The sequence below is a fragment of the Falcatimonas sp. MSJ-15 genome, from assembly GCF_018918265.1.
In the GTDB taxonomy this organism is placed as follows: domain Bacteria; phylum Bacillota; class Clostridia; order Lachnospirales; family Lachnospiraceae; genus Falcatimonas.
In genome coordinates this window covers 40,243-59,510 of sequence record NZ_JAHLQC010000010.1, presented here as the reverse complement: position 1 = coordinate 59,510, position 19,268 = coordinate 40,243, and the positions used below count along the sequence as shown (strand labels likewise).

The window sequence follows — 19,268 nt, the reverse complement described above, 5'->3', positions numbered from 1 at the left end:
CAAGTTATCTGTTGTTAATCTCAATATATTTAATGTAATCACCCTGTGATATTGGTCTTGAGTAATAATAACCCTGCAGATAGTGTACACCAAGTGATGTAAGAAGATCTGCCTGTTCTTTAGTCTCAACACCTTCTGCGACTATATGTATGCCAAGTTCTAATATCATAGTTATGATGTTTTTGAGGATTACTTTTGATTTCTCATTTGAATAATCTCCAAAGCATGGCCATAAAAGACTTTTATCAAGTTTTATAATGTCATAACCCATAGATGCGATCTGAGACAGATTAGAATAACCTGTTCCAAAATCATCCATTGAGAAAGTACATCCTGCTTCTTTTAATGTAGTCATATTCTCAACAAGCTGTTTTTCAGAATTAACAGTAGCAGTTTCTGTAACTTCAAGGTTAATAAAAGACGGATCGATTTGGTATACATACATAATGTCAATGAGTTGTCTTGGAAGTTTGGTATCAATGCTTTGTAGTGCAGACAGATTAATCTCAATATAGTCAACGCCCTTGCAATTTAACTGTTCAGTTTTGGCAAATGCACATACTTTATTAAATACGATATAACCTATCTGGGATATTAAACCGTACTTCTCAGCGATAGGAATAAATTCTTCAGGTGATATAAAACCAAGAGTCTCAGTATCTTTTATTCTTATAAGAGCTTCTGCAGAACTAAAGGTATGAGTTTTGGTATTATATATTGGCTGATATAGAATGTTAAACCCATCATTGATTATTGCGTTTTGAAGAATACTAATGATTGTCTGAACACGTCTTTGCTTCTCAATGATCTCAGAACCTATATTTATAACAGTCTCAGAATACAGATTTTTGCCACATTCTTCAATAATATAATCGATTAAGTCATTAACTTCATCAGCATGATTAAGGTGTGCTGCATCCATGGTAAGAAGATGCAGCTCACTTTGAATATTAGTATTTTGTACAGTAAAATCATCCCTAAGTGATAGTTTTAGCTTATCAATTAGGGCATCTTTTTTATCATAATCAGTTATACAGATAAGATTAGAGTGATTAATAATAAATGCCGGGTTATTAGAAAGTCTCTCAATTATATTACCTGCACGAGAGAGAATCCTGTCAGCTTCATCATCACCAAATTGTGAACGTACATAAGATATTCCACCAAAATATACATTTATAATATATAAATTCTTATCATATCGTATCTGCTCATTAAGATATTTAGAAAAGGCATTACGATTAAAAAGATCTGTATCTGTATCCGTTATCATGCTTGTATTCTCGAATGTATGGAAGTATATGAACATTGTCATAACAAATACTGTGCATAACATATCAAGATAGACATCAAAAATAAGCTGTGTAGACAGGCATATAAGCCATATAATACAGCCAAGACGCAGTGAAAATTTTTCTTTTTTATCAAGATGTTTCCAGACAAGTCTTACATTGATAATACCAAAGACTATCTGTATTGCAGATACAGTATATGCTGTTACTACTGTAGTTCCTATAATGTTTACAGTTTCGCCGATATTTGAGCTGCCTTTTACATATATCCAGCTAAGACTTCCAAAAGCCATGATAATAGTTGCGATTATCTGTAATGGAAGATCAATCTTAATGCAGTGTGTTGTCCATCTCTCGCATAGATTTTTAATGTAACACAGATGCATATATATGCCCCAGACAAGCACAATTATATAGATTCTTACAAGAAGAACCTCTATAGTGCTTATGGTATGATCTTTTCTATAAAATATAAACGATGTAAGTACATTAAGTATAAGCGTAACATTAGTAATATGAATAATTGAATGAAATATCTTACTGCTTCTAATACCGAGGTTACGGCTGTTAAGGAACAGTAAGAGAAATACTATATAATATAAAATCGCCATGAGAGCATGGGAAGCTGTAAAAATACTCATAAGTAAATCTCCTTTTATGTTTTAATAGATAATAAGCGAATGTAGAACTCATATTTAATAAGCAGACCTGCAAATATACTATATTGTAAGTAGTGTTTATTAAATATGAGTTGTAAAATCACCTAATACATATAAAATATCGGTATTTATGTAAAATATTGTAAGAAAAAATTAAAGTTTTATATAAGCTATACTGTTATAATTAGAAAAACATAGTGCAAAAATATATAATAGAGGAATACAATAGGTTATTCCGTATGACGAAGTAAGGAGAAAAAACCATGGCTGATGACAAAAAATCAAAGAAAAAGAAAATAGGATTTACTGTGCTTGCAATTGTAGTGGTTATTGCATTGTTTTTGCTGATATTTGGCAAGAAAATTTTTTATAAGATAGCAGCTCATTATATCTACAGTAATGTTAAGAAAGTTGAAGAACAGACAACGCCTGCCGCAGAAGTTGCTAATGAGACAGAATCTAATATAAGTGAGACAGAAGATGCCGGTATTGATATGACTGATATAGGAAGTGGAGAATATGATGTAAGAGATGAAGATTATATAACTAATTTTCTTATAATAGGTATAGAAGATATAGAAGGTGCATCTAATACAGATACAATGATTATTGCAACAGTTGATACAAAGACTGATGAGATTAAACTTACATCACTTATGAGAGACAGTTATGTAGAGATTCCCGGATATAAGAGTAATAAGCTCAATTCAGTATATTCAAAAGGTGGAATAGAGCTTTTAATTGATACGATAGAACTTAATTACAAGATTGCTATTGATGGATATGCAACAGTTAATCTTGAAGATTTTGAGAATGTAGTTGATGTTCTTGGAGGAATAGATATTGAACTTTCATCAGAAGAAGTTGAATATCTTAATACAACGAATTACATCTCAGATTATAGCAATCATACTTTAAGAAAAGGTATGAACCATTTGAACGGTAATCAGGTTGTTGGATATTGCAGAGTAAGAAAAGTTGCTACAATCGAAGGCGATGACAGTGATTATGGACGTACATTAAGACATAGAAAAGTTCTTCAGGCAATATTTGATCAATATATGTCTAATGATATATTTGAACTTTATAATATAACAGGCAAGTGCCTGTCTTATGTAACAACTGATCTGTCAGAGAGTGAGATTGAGAAAGTCATATCAGAAGTTGTTGATAATAAGATTATGACAATGGATACTTCAAGACTTCCGGTTGATGATGCATATACAGATACCAAAGAAGGTGGTCCAATACCATATTCACTTATATATGACTGGGATGTTAATGTGATTGAACTTTACAAATTTATCTACGATGATACTTATGAAGAAGCAGTTGATAAATATAATATGGTATTAAAATCAAGAGGCGAAGATACAATAGAAGCTACTTGTGAAGATACAGAAGATGATGATTTACAAGGTTCATCAGGAAGTAAGAAGAATAATGTAGAATCAGAAGAAAGTGGATATAAGAAAAAAGGTTATTAATCTGTGACAAGAATCCATAGGCTTGCCTGTGGGAGCACCAGTAGAATATAATCTACAATAAGAAGAACTAGGATAGAAATAGAATAAAAAATAAGAAAAATGCAGTATGCAAGTGTAATATAGTATATATACATTTGGATGCTGTATTTTTTATTGATTTTTAATGATATCAAAAAATATTAACAAGTTAATAAAATTTGTATATCATAATGTGTGTACTAAGAAAAAATATGTGGTAAGATAAAAGAAAAAAATATTTCCGGAGGCAGTCTATGAAAAAATTACTGATTTACCTAAGGGATTATAAAAAAGAATGTGTGCTTGCGCCTCTTTTTAAGATGCTTGAAGCATCATTTGAACTTATAGTTCCTCTTGTAATGGCAGTCATAATCGATAGTGGTATAGCAAAGTCAGACAAAGGACTTGTGGTTAGAATGTGTGGTGTGCTTGTACTACTTGGAATTATAGGACTTATAACATCCATTACAGCACAATATTTTGCAGCAAAAGCAGCGGTCGGATTTGCGACTAATCTGCGACATGCACTTTTTAAACATTTACAGAGTCTTTCATTTACAGAGATTGATACACTTGGAACATCGACCATGATTACAAGAATGACAAGCGATGTTAACCAGGCACAGACTGGTGTTAATATGGTGCTTAGATTATTTCTTCGTTCACCATTTGTTGTATTTGGTGCGATGATAATGGCATTTACAATAGATGTAAAGTCGGCACTTATATTTGTAGTAGCGATAATTCTTCTCTCTATAGTAGTATTTGGAATTATGTTAATCAATATCCCTATGCTAAAAGATGTTCAGAAGAAGCTTGATACAGTTCTTAATATTACAAGAGAGAATCTCTCAGGTGTAAGAGTAATAAGAGCTTTTTGTAAAGAAGAAGAGGAGATTGAGAGATTCACAAGAAAAAATGAGGAACTTACAGCCAAACAGCAAAAGTCAGGAAGTTTCTCAGCACTTATGAATCCGCTTACTTATGTAATAATTAATCTTGCAATTCTCTATCTTATATGGACAGGAGCATTACAGGTTCATGCAGGTGTTCTTACAAAAGGACAGGTTGTATCACTCTACAATTATATGTCACAGATATTAGTAGAACTCATAAAACTTGCCAACCTTATTATAACAGTTAATAAATCAGTTGCATGTGCGAACAGAATACAGGATGTATTTGAGATTAAGACAAGTATGCAATACAAAGAGAGTCTTAATGAGAATATGAAAGCTGATAATAGTAATGCAGTTGAATTTAAGCATGTGGCACTTACTTATAGTGGAGCAGGTGATGAATCACTTACAGATATTGATTTTACTGTTCGAAAAGGTGAGACAGTAGGTATTATCGGTGGTACAGGTTCCGGTAAGAGTTCACTTGTTAATATGATACCAAGATTCTATGATGCTACAAAAGGTGAAGTACTTATCGATGGTATTAATGTTAAGGATTATCCAAGAGAAGTACTTATGAAGAAAGTCGGAATAGTTCTTCAAAAAGCAGTTTTATTCAAAGGAACTATTGAGAGCAACATAAGATGGGGCAAAAAAGATGCAACTAGTGAAGATATTGCAAAAGCAGTAGAGATTGCACAGGCAGCAGATGTAGTTAATGCAAAAGGCGGAACAGATGCAGTTATAGCACAGGGAGGCAAGAATCTGTCAGGAGGACAGAGACAGAGAATGACAATCGCAAGAGCACTTGTAAAAAAGCCTGATATACTTATTCTTGATGACAGTGCATCAGCTCTTGATATGGCAACAGATGCAAGACTTAGAAAGTCTATTAAAGAGCTAGATTATAATCCGACAGTATTCATAGTATCACAGAGAACAGCAGCAATCCAGAATGCTGATAAGATAATAGTTCTTGATGATGGTAAGATTGTCGGAATGGGAACACATGATGAACTTATTAAAGATTGTGAGATATATAGTGAGATCTATTATTCACAGTATAGAAAAGGTGGTGAGAATAATGGCAGGTAATAAAAACAGTGTCACAAGTGGATCAAAAGACAGCTCAAAGAGACAGAAGAAACAGGAGACTTTATTAAAAGTACTAAGCTATGTAAAGAGATATATAGGACTTATGGTAACCTCTATTATTCTTGCAGGAATTGTTGTTGCACTTACACTCTATATACCAATAATAGTTGGTAATGCGATTGACTGTATAGTTGACAATAGAATTGATTTTGATGCGATAAAAGGTATTCTTCTAAAAGGTATTATACTTATTGCACTTACAGCACTCGCACAGTGGATTATGAATGTAATCAATAACAAAGTAACTTACAATGTAGTAAGAGATATAAGAAATGAAGCGATAAGAAAAATAGAGATTCTCCCATTAAAATATATTGATGGACATTCGTATGGTGAGGTCGTAAGTCGTGTAATAGCTGATGTTGATCAATTTGCAGATGGACTTTTAATGGGATTTACACAGTTGTTTACAGGAATTATAACAATACTTGGAACACTTGGATTTATGTTATATTTTAACGGATGGATAACACTTGTAGTTGTATGTATAACACCACTTTCACTTTTTGTTGCCAATTTTATAGCAAAAAAGACATTCTCGATGTTTAAATTACAGTCAGAGACAAGAGGTGAACAGACAGCACTTATAGATGAGATGATAGGTAATGCCAAAGTTGTCAAAGCATTTGGACATGAAGAAGATGCACTTAAGGAGTTTGATGAGATTAATGGAAGACTGCAAAAATGTTCACTTAGAGCTATATTCTTCTCATCAATAACTAATCCTGCGACACGTTTTGTTAATAGTGTTGTATATGCAGCAGTTGCACTTACAGGCGCACTTGTTGCGATAAGTGGAGGAATGACAGTTGGTACACTTTCATGTTTTCTAAGTTATGCAAGCCAGTATACCAAGCCATTTAACGAGATATCAGGAGTTGTAACAGAACTTCAGAATGCACTTGCATGTGCGGCAAGAGTATTTGAACTGATTGAAGAAGAACCACAAGTTCCGGAAGTGAATAATGCAGTTGTTCTTAATAATACAGAAGGCATTGTTGACTGCGAGAATGTTAACTTCTCTTATGTTCCTGATAAAAAACTTATTGAGAACTTTAATCTTCATGTAAAACAAGGTCAGAATATAGCTATTGTAGGACCTACAGGTTGTGGTAAGACTACAATAATCAATCTTCTTATGAGATTCTATGATGTGAATTCGGGTAAGATTAAAGTTGACGGTAATGACATACAGGAAGTAACAAGAAAAAGTCTTAGAAAGTCTTATGGAATGGTGCTTCAGGATACATGGCTTAAACAGGGTACTATAAGAGAGAATATTGTTATGGGTAAGCCTGATGCAACAGATGAAGAAGTAATAGCAGCAGCTAAAGCTGCCCATTCACATTCTTTTATAAAAAGACTTCCTAATGGATATAATACAGTAATTGGTGAAGATGGCGGAATGTTATCACAGGGACAAAAACAGCTTTTGTGTATCACAAGAGTAATGTTATCTCTGCCACCTATGCTTATTCTTGATGAAGCGACATCATCAATAGATACCCGTACAGAACTTAAGATACAGAGTGCGTTTGCAAAACTGATGGAAGGCAGAACAAGCTTCATAGTAGCACACAGACTGTCAACAATCCAGAATGCAGATATCATTCTTGTTATGAAAGATGGTAATATAATCGAACAGGGTAACCATGAAGAACTGCTAAAACTTAATGGATTCTATGCTAAGATGTATAATAGTTAGATAAATTAGTTAACTAGAATGTATGGATTAAGTAAGCAGATAAATAATTAATATACAGATAAAATGGGGCAGTTCATAGTGAACTGCCCCTTCATTATGTGTTTTTGTTTAGGTATTACGGAGCATCTTATCCCCCCTGGTGGGTGCCATTGTAACATGGATGTTTTGAGGGTGTCAAGGAAAATGTTACAAAAATGTTACATTTGTTTCTTACATTTGTTTTTCCACCATTTTTGATAAAAAATTAGAGCGTATAGGTTTTCCCATACACCCTAACGCTGTGTTGATATTTAGTTATGTGTGGTATTAGTGTTGCACCGACAAACTGAAAGTTTCACATCCTCGGAATTGGAATTTGTCAGTTCATTACTTTGTACCGTAATCGCAAATACGAGTTCTCTAAAACCACACATTCCTCTATTTTCAGTGCCCTCAACTGGGACAACTCGCTTTCAGACATCAACGATTGTCCATCAATCAGTGTTGATGTATCTTTGCCGCCTATTAAAACAGGTGCAACAACAACATCAACATAATCGAACAATTTTTCTCGAAGGAACAGACTATTCAATGTACCACCACTTTGTATGGTAATTCTCTCGCATCCGAACTCTGCTTTGAGTTTTGCAAGTGCATCTGATAATGATAATTGTTTTTGGCAAATGATATGCAAATTGCTTTCCTGAACACTAAAGGCTGGGTGAACAGCATTCGTTGTAATCAGCACGAATTCCTTTGATAAAGCACAAAAATAACGCACTCCATGTTCACTCAAATGCTTATTGTCAATCAACACAAAAGAGACTGGGGTTTTATCTGGTAGCGGCTTCGTATTGACACCCATTTTTTCTTGCACTCGTCCTGTGTTTAATGACCATAAATCCGTCGTTTGTTCAATTTCGTAATATTGATGTAAGCCTTCGCTTACCCCTGTAATTTTAGGAAAATCTTTGTCTACATCTAATTCATCTGTTGCACCTGTGCTGATTTTTCCGTCAACAGACATCAGCATAAATAGTGTTGTAATAGGTCTTTCCATCTCACTCCTCCAAATTCAAAGTTAACATTTATTATTTATAGCCATATATGGTATAGACTTCGTTTTCGCTATCATATTCATATGGAATATAATACTTGTCCATTAAGCAAAGAAACTCCTCTTCAAAATCGCAAAGTTCTTTGTCATCCTCGACCAACCTTCCATTATGTTTACTGACATAAAATTTCGGTTTAACCTTTACCCATTCAATTGCTTTTAATTTATATCCTAAATGCTCATCATCAAAACCCGCTGTAAAAAATGGACCCGATCCAAACAACGTCAAATAGTCACATGGTATCAACACGGGCATTTCCTCATTTATAGCCTTAATAAATTCCTTCCACTTCGTATTATTCATACATGCAGTTAACTTTCTGTCCCTGATAATTTCGGCTATCTTCTCACTCTCTGTTTTCTTATGGTCAAAATCTCCGTTCTCAATTTCATTCACCAAAAGTTGTATTTTGCGTAGAAGCGTTTCGTCATTCCTCTTAGCCCAATAACTGCTTGATACCTGTTCTCCATTTCGCAAAACATAATATAAATATTTACCAGACCATCTGTTCACACACAAAACAAAATGAACATCTTTTTTCCAGCGTACATCCAAAATTATACCATTATTGAATTGAACCTCATTTATTTCTCGAAGAATTCCATTTTTGAAATTTATCTTTTCGCAAACTTCACGTTTTATTTCTTCTGCGGTTTGTTCAAATGTGTTCTGGTCAATAATGTGACCATATTCGAATCTATTTCTTTCCATGTTCATTTTCTTATCCTTTCAGTGAAGAAACTTCAAATTTTCATGTGTTCGACAAACTGGAAGTTTCCATTTATTTCTTTTTGCGGTATTTGGGTTCAATACCTACTACATACGCTACCATAGCCGCAATACTAATAAGCATTGCACCCAATATAGGTATAATAATCAAACCCGAATTCTGCCCATCTAATAAAGGCAATCCAATTAACGTAAACAAAACACCATACACGCACCACAATATGCCCAAAGCACGATTATAGCCTTTCACATCTTCTATGGGCGCTACCTCAGCATTTGCCCAAAAACCGAAAGGTTTTGCTTTCTTGGAATTAAAATCATAAATGCCCATTACAATAAATAATACGCCGATTATTACCCAAATAACAAATGCTATTAATCTTCCTTCCATAATATGTATCCTTTCTTTGTAGTTCTGTAAATTCCGATTTGTAAATCTCTTTTTCCCATAATACCACACGTTTTTCATCATTGCACTGCTTGAGTTTCCGTACTTTTATCCACAAAGCCTCGTTTTCATAATCATCGTCATAAACAACTTTTAAAAAATGTCCAAAATATAAGGAATCCTTTCCTGTTTTGTAGTAAAATTAAGGTGTCTAATCAAAAAGATACTAAACAAAAATCAGGAGGACTCCTTATGCTTAATTCTATAACAAATACTTATACTTTGAAACGGGAAATTTTAACTTTTTCAAATAAAATTTCAAAAAACTGACAGATTGGTGCTTTGGGAAGATATAAGTATTAAAAAGTCAAGTATAAAAAATCTAAAATGATTATTTATAAAAAACTCTAAAATAATTATTAAAAGAGAATTATGGTCTTAAGCCCATACCACCTTCAAGTGTGATAGTCTCACCGTTCATATATTTGAAATCTGGTGATGCAAGCTGTACGCAGGCACGTCCGATTTCTGTCTCTACATTGCCATAATGACCGGCTGGTGGCATCTTAACGTTGGCATCGAATGCTTCAGGATAAGCCATCTTGAACTTCTCAAGCTGTGCAGTCCATGCAAGAGGACATACAACATTGACATTAATACCATCAGCACCCCATTCTGTGGCAGCAACTCGTGAAAGACCACGAATACCTTCTTTGGCAGCAGCATAAGCACACTGACCAAAGTTACCAAATAGACCTGCACCGGATGCGAAGTTGATTACAGAACCTTTTGTCTCTTTAAGGTATGGATAGCAGGCTTTCATATAATAGAATGCAGCATATAGACCTGAATATACAGCAAGGTCAAACTGCTCTGTTGTATGGTCAGCGATAGTTACGCCTGATGCAGATGCCTGTGCATTGTTAATTAATACATCAATGTGTCCAAATTCTTTAATAGCTTCTTCAACGACATGCTTAGTTACAGCTTCATTGTCAGCTTCCTTGCTTACATCTGCCTGAACTGGTAATACACGAATACCATATAGGCGTTCAAGTTCTTCCTTGGCATCAAGTAATTTTTGCATATTTCTTCCTGTTATAACTAAGTTAGCACCTTCTTTTGCATAAGCTGTTGCGATACCATATCCTATAGAACCACAACTTCCGTCTGTAAGAGTAGCACGTCCTCCTCCTGTTATGATAGCTGTCTTACCTTTCAAAAAACTCATGATGAAATCCTCCTTGTATTAAAATTATAATAATATAAAAACACACTTCCATTAAGTAAACCTTTATCGTATAACGACTGGGCTTATAAAAAAATAAAAATTCAGGTTATTGCAAAAGGTCACTTATTCGTTGCAATAATGTTAACAGAAAAAGTATGTGAAAGCAATATGAAATATTGATAATTTTCAGTCAATACTGTTAAAAAATTATTTTAAGGCGAATTGTAAAAGTAAAATATCTTGAAAAGGTTAGAATGCCACAATATAATTATATATAGCATATAGATTAGATAATAGAAAGGTTGTGTGAGATATATGGATAATAATGTAAGATATAATTGGGCAACTTATGGTGTAGGTGTGATTGGCAATGAGCTTGCAGGTGCGATGAAAGCACTTGGTGGTAATCTATATTCAGTTGGCAATCGTACACATGAGAAAGCAGTTTCTTTTGCCAAAAAATATGGAATTAGTAAGGTATATGATGATCCGGATGAGATGTTTGAAGATCCGAAAGTTGATATTATATATGTATCAACACCACATAATACACATATTGATATCTTAAGAAAAGCATTAAGTTCCGGTAAGCATGTTCTGTGTGAGAAGTCGATAACACTTAATTCGAAAGAACTGGAAGAAGCAGTAAGACTTGCTAAAGAGAATAATGTTATCCTTGCAGAAGCTATGACGCTATATCATATGCCGATTTATAATAAACTTAATGATATAATTAATACAGGCAGACTTGGAAATCTTAAGATCATTCAGATGAATTTTGGAAGCTACAAAGATTATGATATGAACAATCGATTTTTTAATCCAAATCTTGCAGGTGGCGCACTCCTTGATATTGGAGTATATGCTTTATCTTTTGTAAGAATGTTCATGGATAAGACACCAGATAAGATTGAGGCACAGGTGAAATATGCACCAACAGGTGTAGATGAACAGATGAGTATGCTTCTTATGAATGAATCAGGTCAGATGGCAACAGTAATCATATCACTTCATACCAAACAGCCAAAGAGAGGACTTCTTGCATTTGAAAATGGATATGTTGAGATATATGAATATCCAAGAGGTGAGAAGGCTGTGATAACATATACTGCAGACGGAAGTCGTGAAGTTATAGAAAGTGGAGAGACAAAGAGAGCACTTGAATATGAAGTACTTGATATGGAAGAAGCTGTAAGTGGTGGCATGAATAATATGAAGCTACAATATACAGAAGATGTGATGGAGATAATGACAGGACTTCGTGAGAAGTTTAAAATTGTATATCCGGAAGAAAAATAATATAAAGTTGTCTAGTTACTAGATAAAAAATGTCTAGTAACTAGATGAAATATTGTCTAGTCACTAGACAAAGAAAAATATATATAATACTAGGCGAGAATAATAAGCCACAAATTAGTATTAGAAGATAGTTAACTTCGCAACTTTTTTTCATTTTAATAGTTAGTTAAAAATTATATAATCTGTATCAACAGATAGCAAAAACGGGAATTGCAGGCAACTGTGAAATCCCGTTTTTTGTTAAAAATATAATTAAGGAGATTGAGATTATGCCAGATTTTAGAAAATTAATAGATTCAGACAGATATAGTTTTTTAAGAGATAATGACCGTTTAGCAGACAGAATTATAATTCTTGGACCAGGGGGAAGTTATGCTTATGGTACGAATAGGGAAGACAGTGATATAGACCTTAGAGGTGTAACATTGCAAAAGCCAACGGATCTTATAGGACTTACTTCATTTGAACAGTTTGAGGACAGAGAGACAGACACAGTAATATATTCATTTATGAAGATTATAAAGCTGCTTATTGAATGTAATCCTAATACTTGTGAGATACTTGGACTTCCAAGAGAAGAGTATGTAATACTTACACCGATTGGAGAAGAACTTATAGATAACACACATCTTTTTTTATCAAAAAGAGCGGCAAGATCATTTAGTGGATATGCCGGTGCACAGTTAAGACGTATGCAAAATGCACTCGCAAGAGGAAAGATGGAGCAAAGCGAAAAAGAAAAACATATAATGAATTCGGTGAGTAATTCACTTAATGATTTTAACAGAAAATATAATTCGTGCAGATATGGTGACATTAAGCTATATATAGATAAAAGTACTACACCCGGATTTGAGACAGAGATATACACAGATGCGGTATATACACATATGCCACTTAGAGAGTACAAGGCACTTCTTGAGACACTTGGCAATGTAGTGACAGATTATGATAAGATAGGCAAACGCAATAAGAAAAAAGATGATAATCATCTTAACAAACATGCGATGCACCTTATAAGACTGTATATTATGGCGATTGATATCTTTGAAAAAGAAGAGATTATAACAAGAAGAACAAAGGAACATGATCTTCTTATGAAGATTAGAAATGGTGGCTTTATGAAAGAAGATGGGAATTTTGATGCAGAATTCTATGATATTCTTAGCGAATATGAGACAAGACTCAATAAAGCCGTAAGACTAAGTACACTTCCTGATGAACCGGATATGCATGCGATAGAACAATTTGTATGTAGTATTAATAGAATTGCTATTAATAGATGACAGGAAGAAAAAAGAGGGTGATATTATGAGAGATATAGAAGAAGAGATTAAGCAAAAGCTTCTTGAGATAGAAGCAAAAGAATCAGTAAAGATACTAATTGCTGTAGAATCAGGAAGTCGTGCATGGAAAGTAGAATCAACTGACAGTGATTATGATGTAAGGTTTGTATATATAAGAAAAAGGGAAGAATATCTTAGAATCAATCCTGTAAAAGATCATATAGACTGGCAGCTTGATGAAGTATTTGATATCAATGGCTGGGATGTTAAAAAAGTACTTGCGAATGTGTATAAAAGTAATACAACTCCGTTTGAATGGGGAAAATCTCAAAAAATATATATAAAAGATCCGCTTTGGGATAAGATATATGAGAACTTTGCACCCTATTATAATAAAAAAAATGCTATATATCATTATCTTGGTGTCGCAAAAAGTACTTATACTAAATTTTTACAAGGAGATGAAGTGAAGTATAAGAAATATTTTTATGCATTGCGTCCGCTTTTAACATGCAGATATATAGAAGAAAAAAATGAAGTACCACCAATAGAATTCGACAGACTCTTAGACACAGATATAAAAGATGAATTAAGACAGGCAATAGACAGGTTGTTGATGATTAAAAAAGATACTAAAGAGAGTGATCTTAATCCTCAGATACCGGTTATTCTTGAATTTATTAAATCAGAGATAGAATATCACAGTGAGATATTAAAGCACATTGAGAGCAAATCAAACGTAGACATTACAGTGCTTGATAAGGTGTTTCTTGATAGCCTGGCAGTTACATTTTAAGATAATTGTTAAAAAATATTCAATTTAAAAATCTAAGAAAACGTAATTCACTTGCTTTTACTTGCTTTTATATGCTATACGTTGCATAATATGAGAAGTATTATGAATTAGTGGCACCCCCACAGGCTTGCCTATGGGAGTAGTCAGGATTACAATGTAAAGGCAGGTGAGATGTGATGGCTTATCAGGAGCTTATTAAGAACTTTGAGAATATCAGAGGATATATGAATGAATTCTTTATATATGGTTTTAAGACCAGGGAAGAATATCAGGATAAGAGCAGCAGAAGTTACGACAATGAGAGAAGAAGAATAAAAAGTTACCTTGGAGATCTTGTTACATTCACACAGAATGCAAAAGGACGAGGTGTATTCATATCGCTTGATGCAAGTGCAACGACACGCAATCCTTTGTATAAGGCATTTAAGTCAAAAAGTTTTACAGCAAAAGATATAACATTACATTTTATTATGCTTGATATATTGTCGGATAGAAGAAAACATACATTAAAAGAGATAATAGAGAGAATAGATTCAGTATACCTTGATGCGTTCGAAGAACCGGTATTTTTTGATGAATCGACACTTAGAAAAAAACTTAATGAGTATGCCACTCTTGGAATTGTAGAGATTACAAAAGAAGGAAGATGTGTATCATATCAGATAAGCGAAGATAATATAAGGCTTGCAGATTATAATGATGCAGTAAGATATTTTGCAGAGATTAATCCATTAGGGGTTGTAGGAAGCTATATCAGAGATAGATTAGATGATGAGAATGTGAATTCTATGGATATATTTTCCTTTAAAAATAATTATCTTATGAATGCTTATGACAGTGAGATACTTGAAAAAGTATTTGAAGGGATACATGAGAAGAAGATTATAGAATTTACTAATATTAATATGTCAAAGACGGAAACTGAATGGAAAGCAATACCGCTTAAACTATATATAAGTGCAGATGGCGGCAGGAACTATCTCATGGCTAAAGATATAGAGTATGGACAGATGAGAGCATTCCGCATTGATTATATAAGAAAAATAAAAGTATGTGATTATGCAATTAATTATAACAAAGCAATAGAGGATTTTGACAAGATAAAAGAACACATCTGGGGTGTATCATGCCAGAATAAGACATTTGAACATATTCAGATAGACATACATGTAGCAGAACATGAAGACTATATAGTATCACGTCTTAATCGTGAGAAGCGATGTGGCAAAGTTACAAGACTTAATGATACTACTTATAGATTTGAAGCTGATGTATGTGATTGCATAGAGATGTTGCCATGGATTAGAACTTTTTTTGGAAGAATAGAGGATATTAAGTGCGATAATAAGAGAGTAATAGAGATACTGCTTGATGATCTTATGAAGATGGGCATATAGAATAAGAATATGTAATTGTGAAATTATATTTTAGAAGAGAGAATTACAAGCCATTTTATTATATTATCAGGCTGTTTATTTAGTAAAATATAAGTTTTGTAAGTAATTAAAATCAAAATATAGAATATAGAAAGGAACATCAGATAAATTATGGTTTTTAATGAGATATATGGGTGCTATTACAATGCAGTTGCAAAGATGATTAGCCTTGCAATAGATGGAGAACTTACAGAAGAGAATATGTATGATATCGCAAGAAAATATTGCTTTGAAGAAAGTGCGCTTACAATAATTCCAGCTATTAAGAATGAAGAATGGAAAGTTATTAATAGAGAGCTTGAGACACCTATTCTTAACAAACCAGTGTTACCGGTAACAGAGATTGAGAAGAGATGGTTAAAGACTATACTTATGGATAAGAGAATTAAACTTTTTAAACTTGATAATGATAGATTAACAGATGTCGAACCACTGTATCTTCCTGAAGATGTAGTATATTTTGATAAGTATGCAGATGGAGATCCTTATGATAATGAAGAATATATTAAGATATTCAGAACTATATTGCAGGCGATTAAGCTTAAGAAAAAAGTTGATATAGAGTATGCACCGGCAAAAGGAGATATGATAAAGGCAAGAATGATCCCTATAAGGATCGAATATTCAGATAAAGAAGATAAATTCAGAGTAGTAACTGCATTTAATAATATGCGTAAGTTCAATATTGCGAGAATTACAAGATGTGAACTCACAGACGAAGATGCCACAGGAATATCAAGATATGAGAACAAGCAGAAGAAACTTGTATTTGAACTTACAGATGATAAAAACGCACTTGAACGAGCTATGCGTAAATTTGCAAGATATAAAAAAGAAGCAGAGAAGGTAGATGAAGACAAATATATTATCAATCTGTACTATGATGCAGATGATGAGACAGCAGTGCTGATAGAAGTGATGTCATTTGGCCCTGTGATACGAGTATTAGAACCTGTTAGTATTAAAAGAGAGATGCAAAAGAGGATAAGTAAGCAGAAAAGACTTTTTGCACATCTTTTTAATGATATTTGATGCCTACGAATTGCTTCGTGCTACGCACTCCCACAATTCTACCGAGTATTCACATATCGTGGGATTATTATCCCGCTTTTATGCTCATATCGGTTAATAATAAAATATTGATTTAGTATGCAGATTTATTTATCGCAGTCAGCACGTTAATAGGGAAAAATTAAAAAGTGAAAAAGCATATTGAATATATGCTATCAAACATTTATAATTATAGTAAAAATATGTCGAAAAAGTGGGAATAATTAAAAATATGACATATCAAAATATGAATAAGTGGGAGAGAGCATATGAAAAAATACAGGTCAGGTATAGTGATAGTATTGTCAGCATTAATATTATCAGGATGTCAGGGAAAAGATGTCATTAATGAAGTAAATCTTAAGATTGTAAAGAATATGGTAAGAGATAAAGATAGTATTGATCAATATGAAAGCCTTGAAGAACAAGGCGAGATTGATGAGAATGGCAGATATAAAAAAGCAGAAGAGATATTAGCTGAGGATGAGTCAGATGAAGCTAAGACAGATAAAACAGATGTAAAAGATGTTCATGTAACTCTTGCAAGTAATAATAATCTTGATATCACTTACTACTATGATGCAGATATGACTAAAGAGGTGACAGGTAGCTGTTATCTTAACAAAGGTGAAAGTCTATATGCCAAAGTAAGTTCTAAAAAAGATGTTTCGCAAGTATATCAATTTGAAAAATATAAAATATATGAATACAATAATGGCAACAGAGAAGAAGTTACATTAGAAACTGGAAGCGATAATACAGTGCTTACAATTCCAAAAGATTACGAAGGAAAAGAACTTAGTGTAATACCTATTGGAAACTACAAAGAAAAAGAGATTACACTTAGCGATTATTATATGGATGAATCGGATAATAGATGTGAGCTTGACGGTGTATGGCTTGTAGGAGATAAGGAGACTAAAGATGAGATTATAACGGCACAAGCATTATCTTCAGACGCTGTTTCATATACTTATGACAATAATTTATACTTTTTTGTGGGAGCGAATCCACCATGCAGATATCAGGACGATGAAAGTGGAGCGGTAGTATTTGATAAACCGGAGTCTAATACTTCTAATCTGGAATATCAGATAGAACTTCATAAATATCTGGAAACTGAGATAAAATCATCTAAAGAATTCAGCTATAAGATTAATGATGGAAAAGATTCAGGCAAAGAAAAGACGCATAAAATCACAGGATTGAGATATGGAGATGTAATAACACTTACATCAAAGAAGGAAACTACATTTGATTATGATGAAAAATTCCTAAAGATGAAAGATGTTCCGACAGAGACATCAAAAGGATATGAATATATTTTTACAGTGAAACAGAATAATGGAATAAGATTTAATCCTATGGATTACAAGTATGATAATGGAGACATAGTATTTACATATCATGGTAAAAAAGTTACTGATGAGATATATGTATCAGAAGGTGCTAAGATACAGTACTCGGCGGAGAATGTAAGTGAAGATTATAGACTTCCTGATGGTGAACATGAGATAATAGTAAGCGACCTTGATACATTACAAAAAGATCTTAAAAATATACGATTATATAAGGAAAAAGATGTAAAAATATATCTGCCACAGCCAAAAGCGGGCGGTGTAATCAATTATTATGTTGATGATAAAGAGATAGAAGAAGACAGCATAACTGTTAAAGCCGGAACAGTAATAAAGATAGGATTCGAAAGCTACAACGGTTGGAGATGTGATACAGGAGATGTGACATATACAGCAACTGAAGAAGATGAACAGGAGATTACTATTGATGGTAAGAATGTAGATAATATTTTTAAGGAAGAAGACGAACACAAGCCAGAGCTTGAACTTGTGCTTAATGAATCAATAGAAAAAGAGGATCTTACATTTGATATAAAGGCATCAAGCTATGAAAAGAGTGGAATAAAATATAAATCTCAGATGCTTAAGAAAAATTATACCTATGATAAAATTGGCAATATAGGCACAGATGAACCGGTAACAATTAGTATAAAAGGTGGTTCGTTAGATAGTGGCAAAGCACTTAAGGTAGTAACGACAAAGACAGGCAAAAAAGGAAGTGCAACAGTTAAAAGTACAGAATATATAGAAAAATTACCGGAAACACTTTCATTTAACATATATGATATAGATGATGTGACAGACAAGGTAGCATCTTATAAAGAAGTTACAATAAAAGTCAGTCTTGTTAATATCAATGAATATGCACAATGCGAAGTTGATAATGCAACCACAACTCTTATATATGCAGACACAAAAGCAGAAGTAAAAGATGGTGATACGATAGACAAGAATCGCAAAGTTATATTTACAATAACACCGGATGATGGATATTATATAGTAGATAATAAGTCAGTTAGTGATGGCATATATAGTAAGTCTATGACTTATGGAGAATATAAAAAGAACCTTGAAGACATCCTTACTAAGAACGAAGTTAAGCCTATCGGTACGATAACACTCGATACATCAGATCCTTATGGAACAGTGACTTATAAGATTGATGGAAAAGAAGTAAGCGGAACTGTTAAGATAAAAGAAAAGCAGAAGATAACCATGGAGTATACGATAACAGAAGATGGTTATAAAGTGAAGAATAAGAAGTACAAAATAAAGAAATCAGACAAGAAAAAAGAAGTTACAATAACAGTATCTGAAGATGACATAGGTACAACAATAACAAGAGCAGATTATATAGATGTTGTAAAAAAGGGAGAGTAAGAG

General features: G+C 33.2%; 14 protein-coding genes. 9 read left to right on the top strand and 5 right to left on the bottom strand.

The window, feature by feature from the left end; translation table 11 throughout:
- Positions 1 to 4: 4 nt before the first annotated feature.
- Entirely contained in the window at positions 5 to 1,933 is a 1,929-nt protein-coding gene (locus tag KQI85_RS09130) for an EAL domain-containing protein (RefSeq protein WP_216575789.1), read from the bottom strand.
- A gap of 281 nt (positions 1,934 to 2,214) precedes the next feature.
- Between KQI85_RS09130 and KQI85_RS09125 the strand changes: the two genes are divergently transcribed.
- From KQI85_RS09125 to KQI85_RS09115, 3 genes are all read left to right on the top strand, one after another.
- Complete coding sequence (locus KQI85_RS09125) at positions 2,215 to 3,438, top strand: LCP family protein (RefSeq protein WP_216575788.1); 1,224 nt, start codon at positions 2,215 to 2,217, stop codon at positions 3,436 to 3,438.
- 272 nt (positions 3,439 to 3,710) lie between these two features.
- On the top strand, positions 3,711 to 5,450 hold the full coding sequence (locus KQI85_RS09120; protein ID WP_216575787.1) for an ABC transporter ATP-binding protein: 1,740 nt from the start codon (positions 3,711 to 3,713) through the stop codon (positions 5,448 to 5,450).
- A complete protein-coding gene (locus tag KQI85_RS09115; RefSeq protein ID WP_216575786.1) occupies positions 5,440 to 7,215 on the top strand; it encodes an ABC transporter ATP-binding protein in 1,776 nt (591 codons plus the stop codon). The genes KQI85_RS09120 and KQI85_RS09115 overlap by 11 nt, the downstream gene beginning before the upstream one ends.
- A 358-nt stretch (positions 7,216 to 7,573) precedes the next feature.
- Here KQI85_RS09115 and KQI85_RS09110 read toward each other — a convergent pair whose 3' ends face one another.
- The 4 genes from KQI85_RS09110 to KQI85_RS09095 all read right to left on the bottom strand — a co-directional run bounded on the left by KQI85_RS09110 (position 7,574) and on the right by KQI85_RS09095 (position 10,660).
- On the bottom strand, positions 7,574 to 8,254 hold the full coding sequence (locus KQI85_RS09110; RefSeq protein WP_024853523.1) for a dihydrofolate reductase family protein: 681 nt from the start codon (positions 8,252 to 8,254) through the stop codon (positions 7,574 to 7,576).
- Positions 8,255 to 8,285: 31 nt separating this feature from the next.
- On the bottom strand, positions 8,286 to 9,029 hold the full coding sequence (locus KQI85_RS09105) for a DUF6678 family protein (RefSeq protein ID WP_216575785.1): 744 nt from the start codon (positions 9,027 to 9,029) through the stop codon (positions 8,286 to 8,288).
- A 64-nt stretch (positions 9,030 to 9,093) separates the two neighbouring features.
- Positions 9,094 to 9,432 carry a hypothetical protein gene (locus tag KQI85_RS09100; RefSeq protein ID WP_117684373.1) on the bottom strand — a complete coding sequence of 113 codons (339 nt, stop codon included), beginning with the start codon at positions 9,430 to 9,432 and terminating at the stop codon, positions 9,094 to 9,096.
- 427 nt (positions 9,433 to 9,859) lie between these two features.
- Positions 9,860 to 10,660 carry an SDR family NAD(P)-dependent oxidoreductase gene (locus tag KQI85_RS09095; protein ID WP_216575784.1) on the bottom strand — a complete coding sequence of 267 codons (801 nt, stop codon included), beginning with the start codon at positions 10,658 to 10,660 and terminating at the stop codon, positions 9,860 to 9,862.
- A gap of 315 nt (positions 10,661 to 10,975) precedes the next feature.
- Here KQI85_RS09095 and KQI85_RS09090 point away from each other — a divergent pair, with 315 nt between their 5' ends.
- The 6 genes from KQI85_RS09090 (at position 10,976) to KQI85_RS09065 (ending at position 19,265) form a co-directional block, all read left to right on the top strand.
- Positions 10,976 to 11,959 carry a Gfo/Idh/MocA family protein gene (locus tag KQI85_RS09090; protein WP_216575783.1) on the top strand — a complete coding sequence of 328 codons (984 nt, stop codon included), beginning with the start codon at positions 10,976 to 10,978 and terminating at the stop codon, positions 11,957 to 11,959.
- Between the two features lie 269 nt (positions 11,960 to 12,228).
- Positions 12,229 to 13,245, top strand: coding sequence for a DNA polymerase beta superfamily protein (locus tag KQI85_RS09085; RefSeq protein ID WP_216575782.1), 1,017 nt, complete (start codon positions 12,229 to 12,231; stop codon positions 13,243 to 13,245).
- Positions 13,246 to 13,270: 25 nt separating this feature from the next.
- The gene (locus KQI85_RS09080) at positions 13,271 to 14,041 is read left to right on the top strand and encodes a nucleotidyltransferase domain-containing protein (RefSeq protein WP_216575781.1); all 771 of its coding nucleotides are present in this window, start codon (positions 13,271 to 13,273) and stop codon (positions 14,039 to 14,041) included.
- Between the two features lie 176 nt (positions 14,042 to 14,217).
- Positions 14,218 to 15,438, top strand: a complete 1,221-nt coding sequence (locus KQI85_RS09075) for a YafY family protein (RefSeq protein WP_216575780.1) — start codon at positions 14,218 to 14,220, stop codon at positions 15,436 to 15,438.
- A gap of 150 nt (positions 15,439 to 15,588) precedes the next feature.
- Positions 15,589 to 16,509: a WYL domain-containing protein gene (locus KQI85_RS09070; protein WP_216575779.1), complete on the top strand. Its 921-nt coding sequence runs from the start codon at positions 15,589 to 15,591 to the stop codon at positions 16,507 to 16,509.
- 287 nt (positions 16,510 to 16,796) lie between these two features.
- Positions 16,797 to 19,265, top strand: a complete 2,469-nt coding sequence (locus KQI85_RS09065) for a hypothetical protein (RefSeq protein ID WP_216575778.1) — start codon at positions 16,797 to 16,799, stop codon at positions 19,263 to 19,265.
- The last annotated feature ends 3 nt before the right edge of the window (positions 19,266 to 19,268 follow it).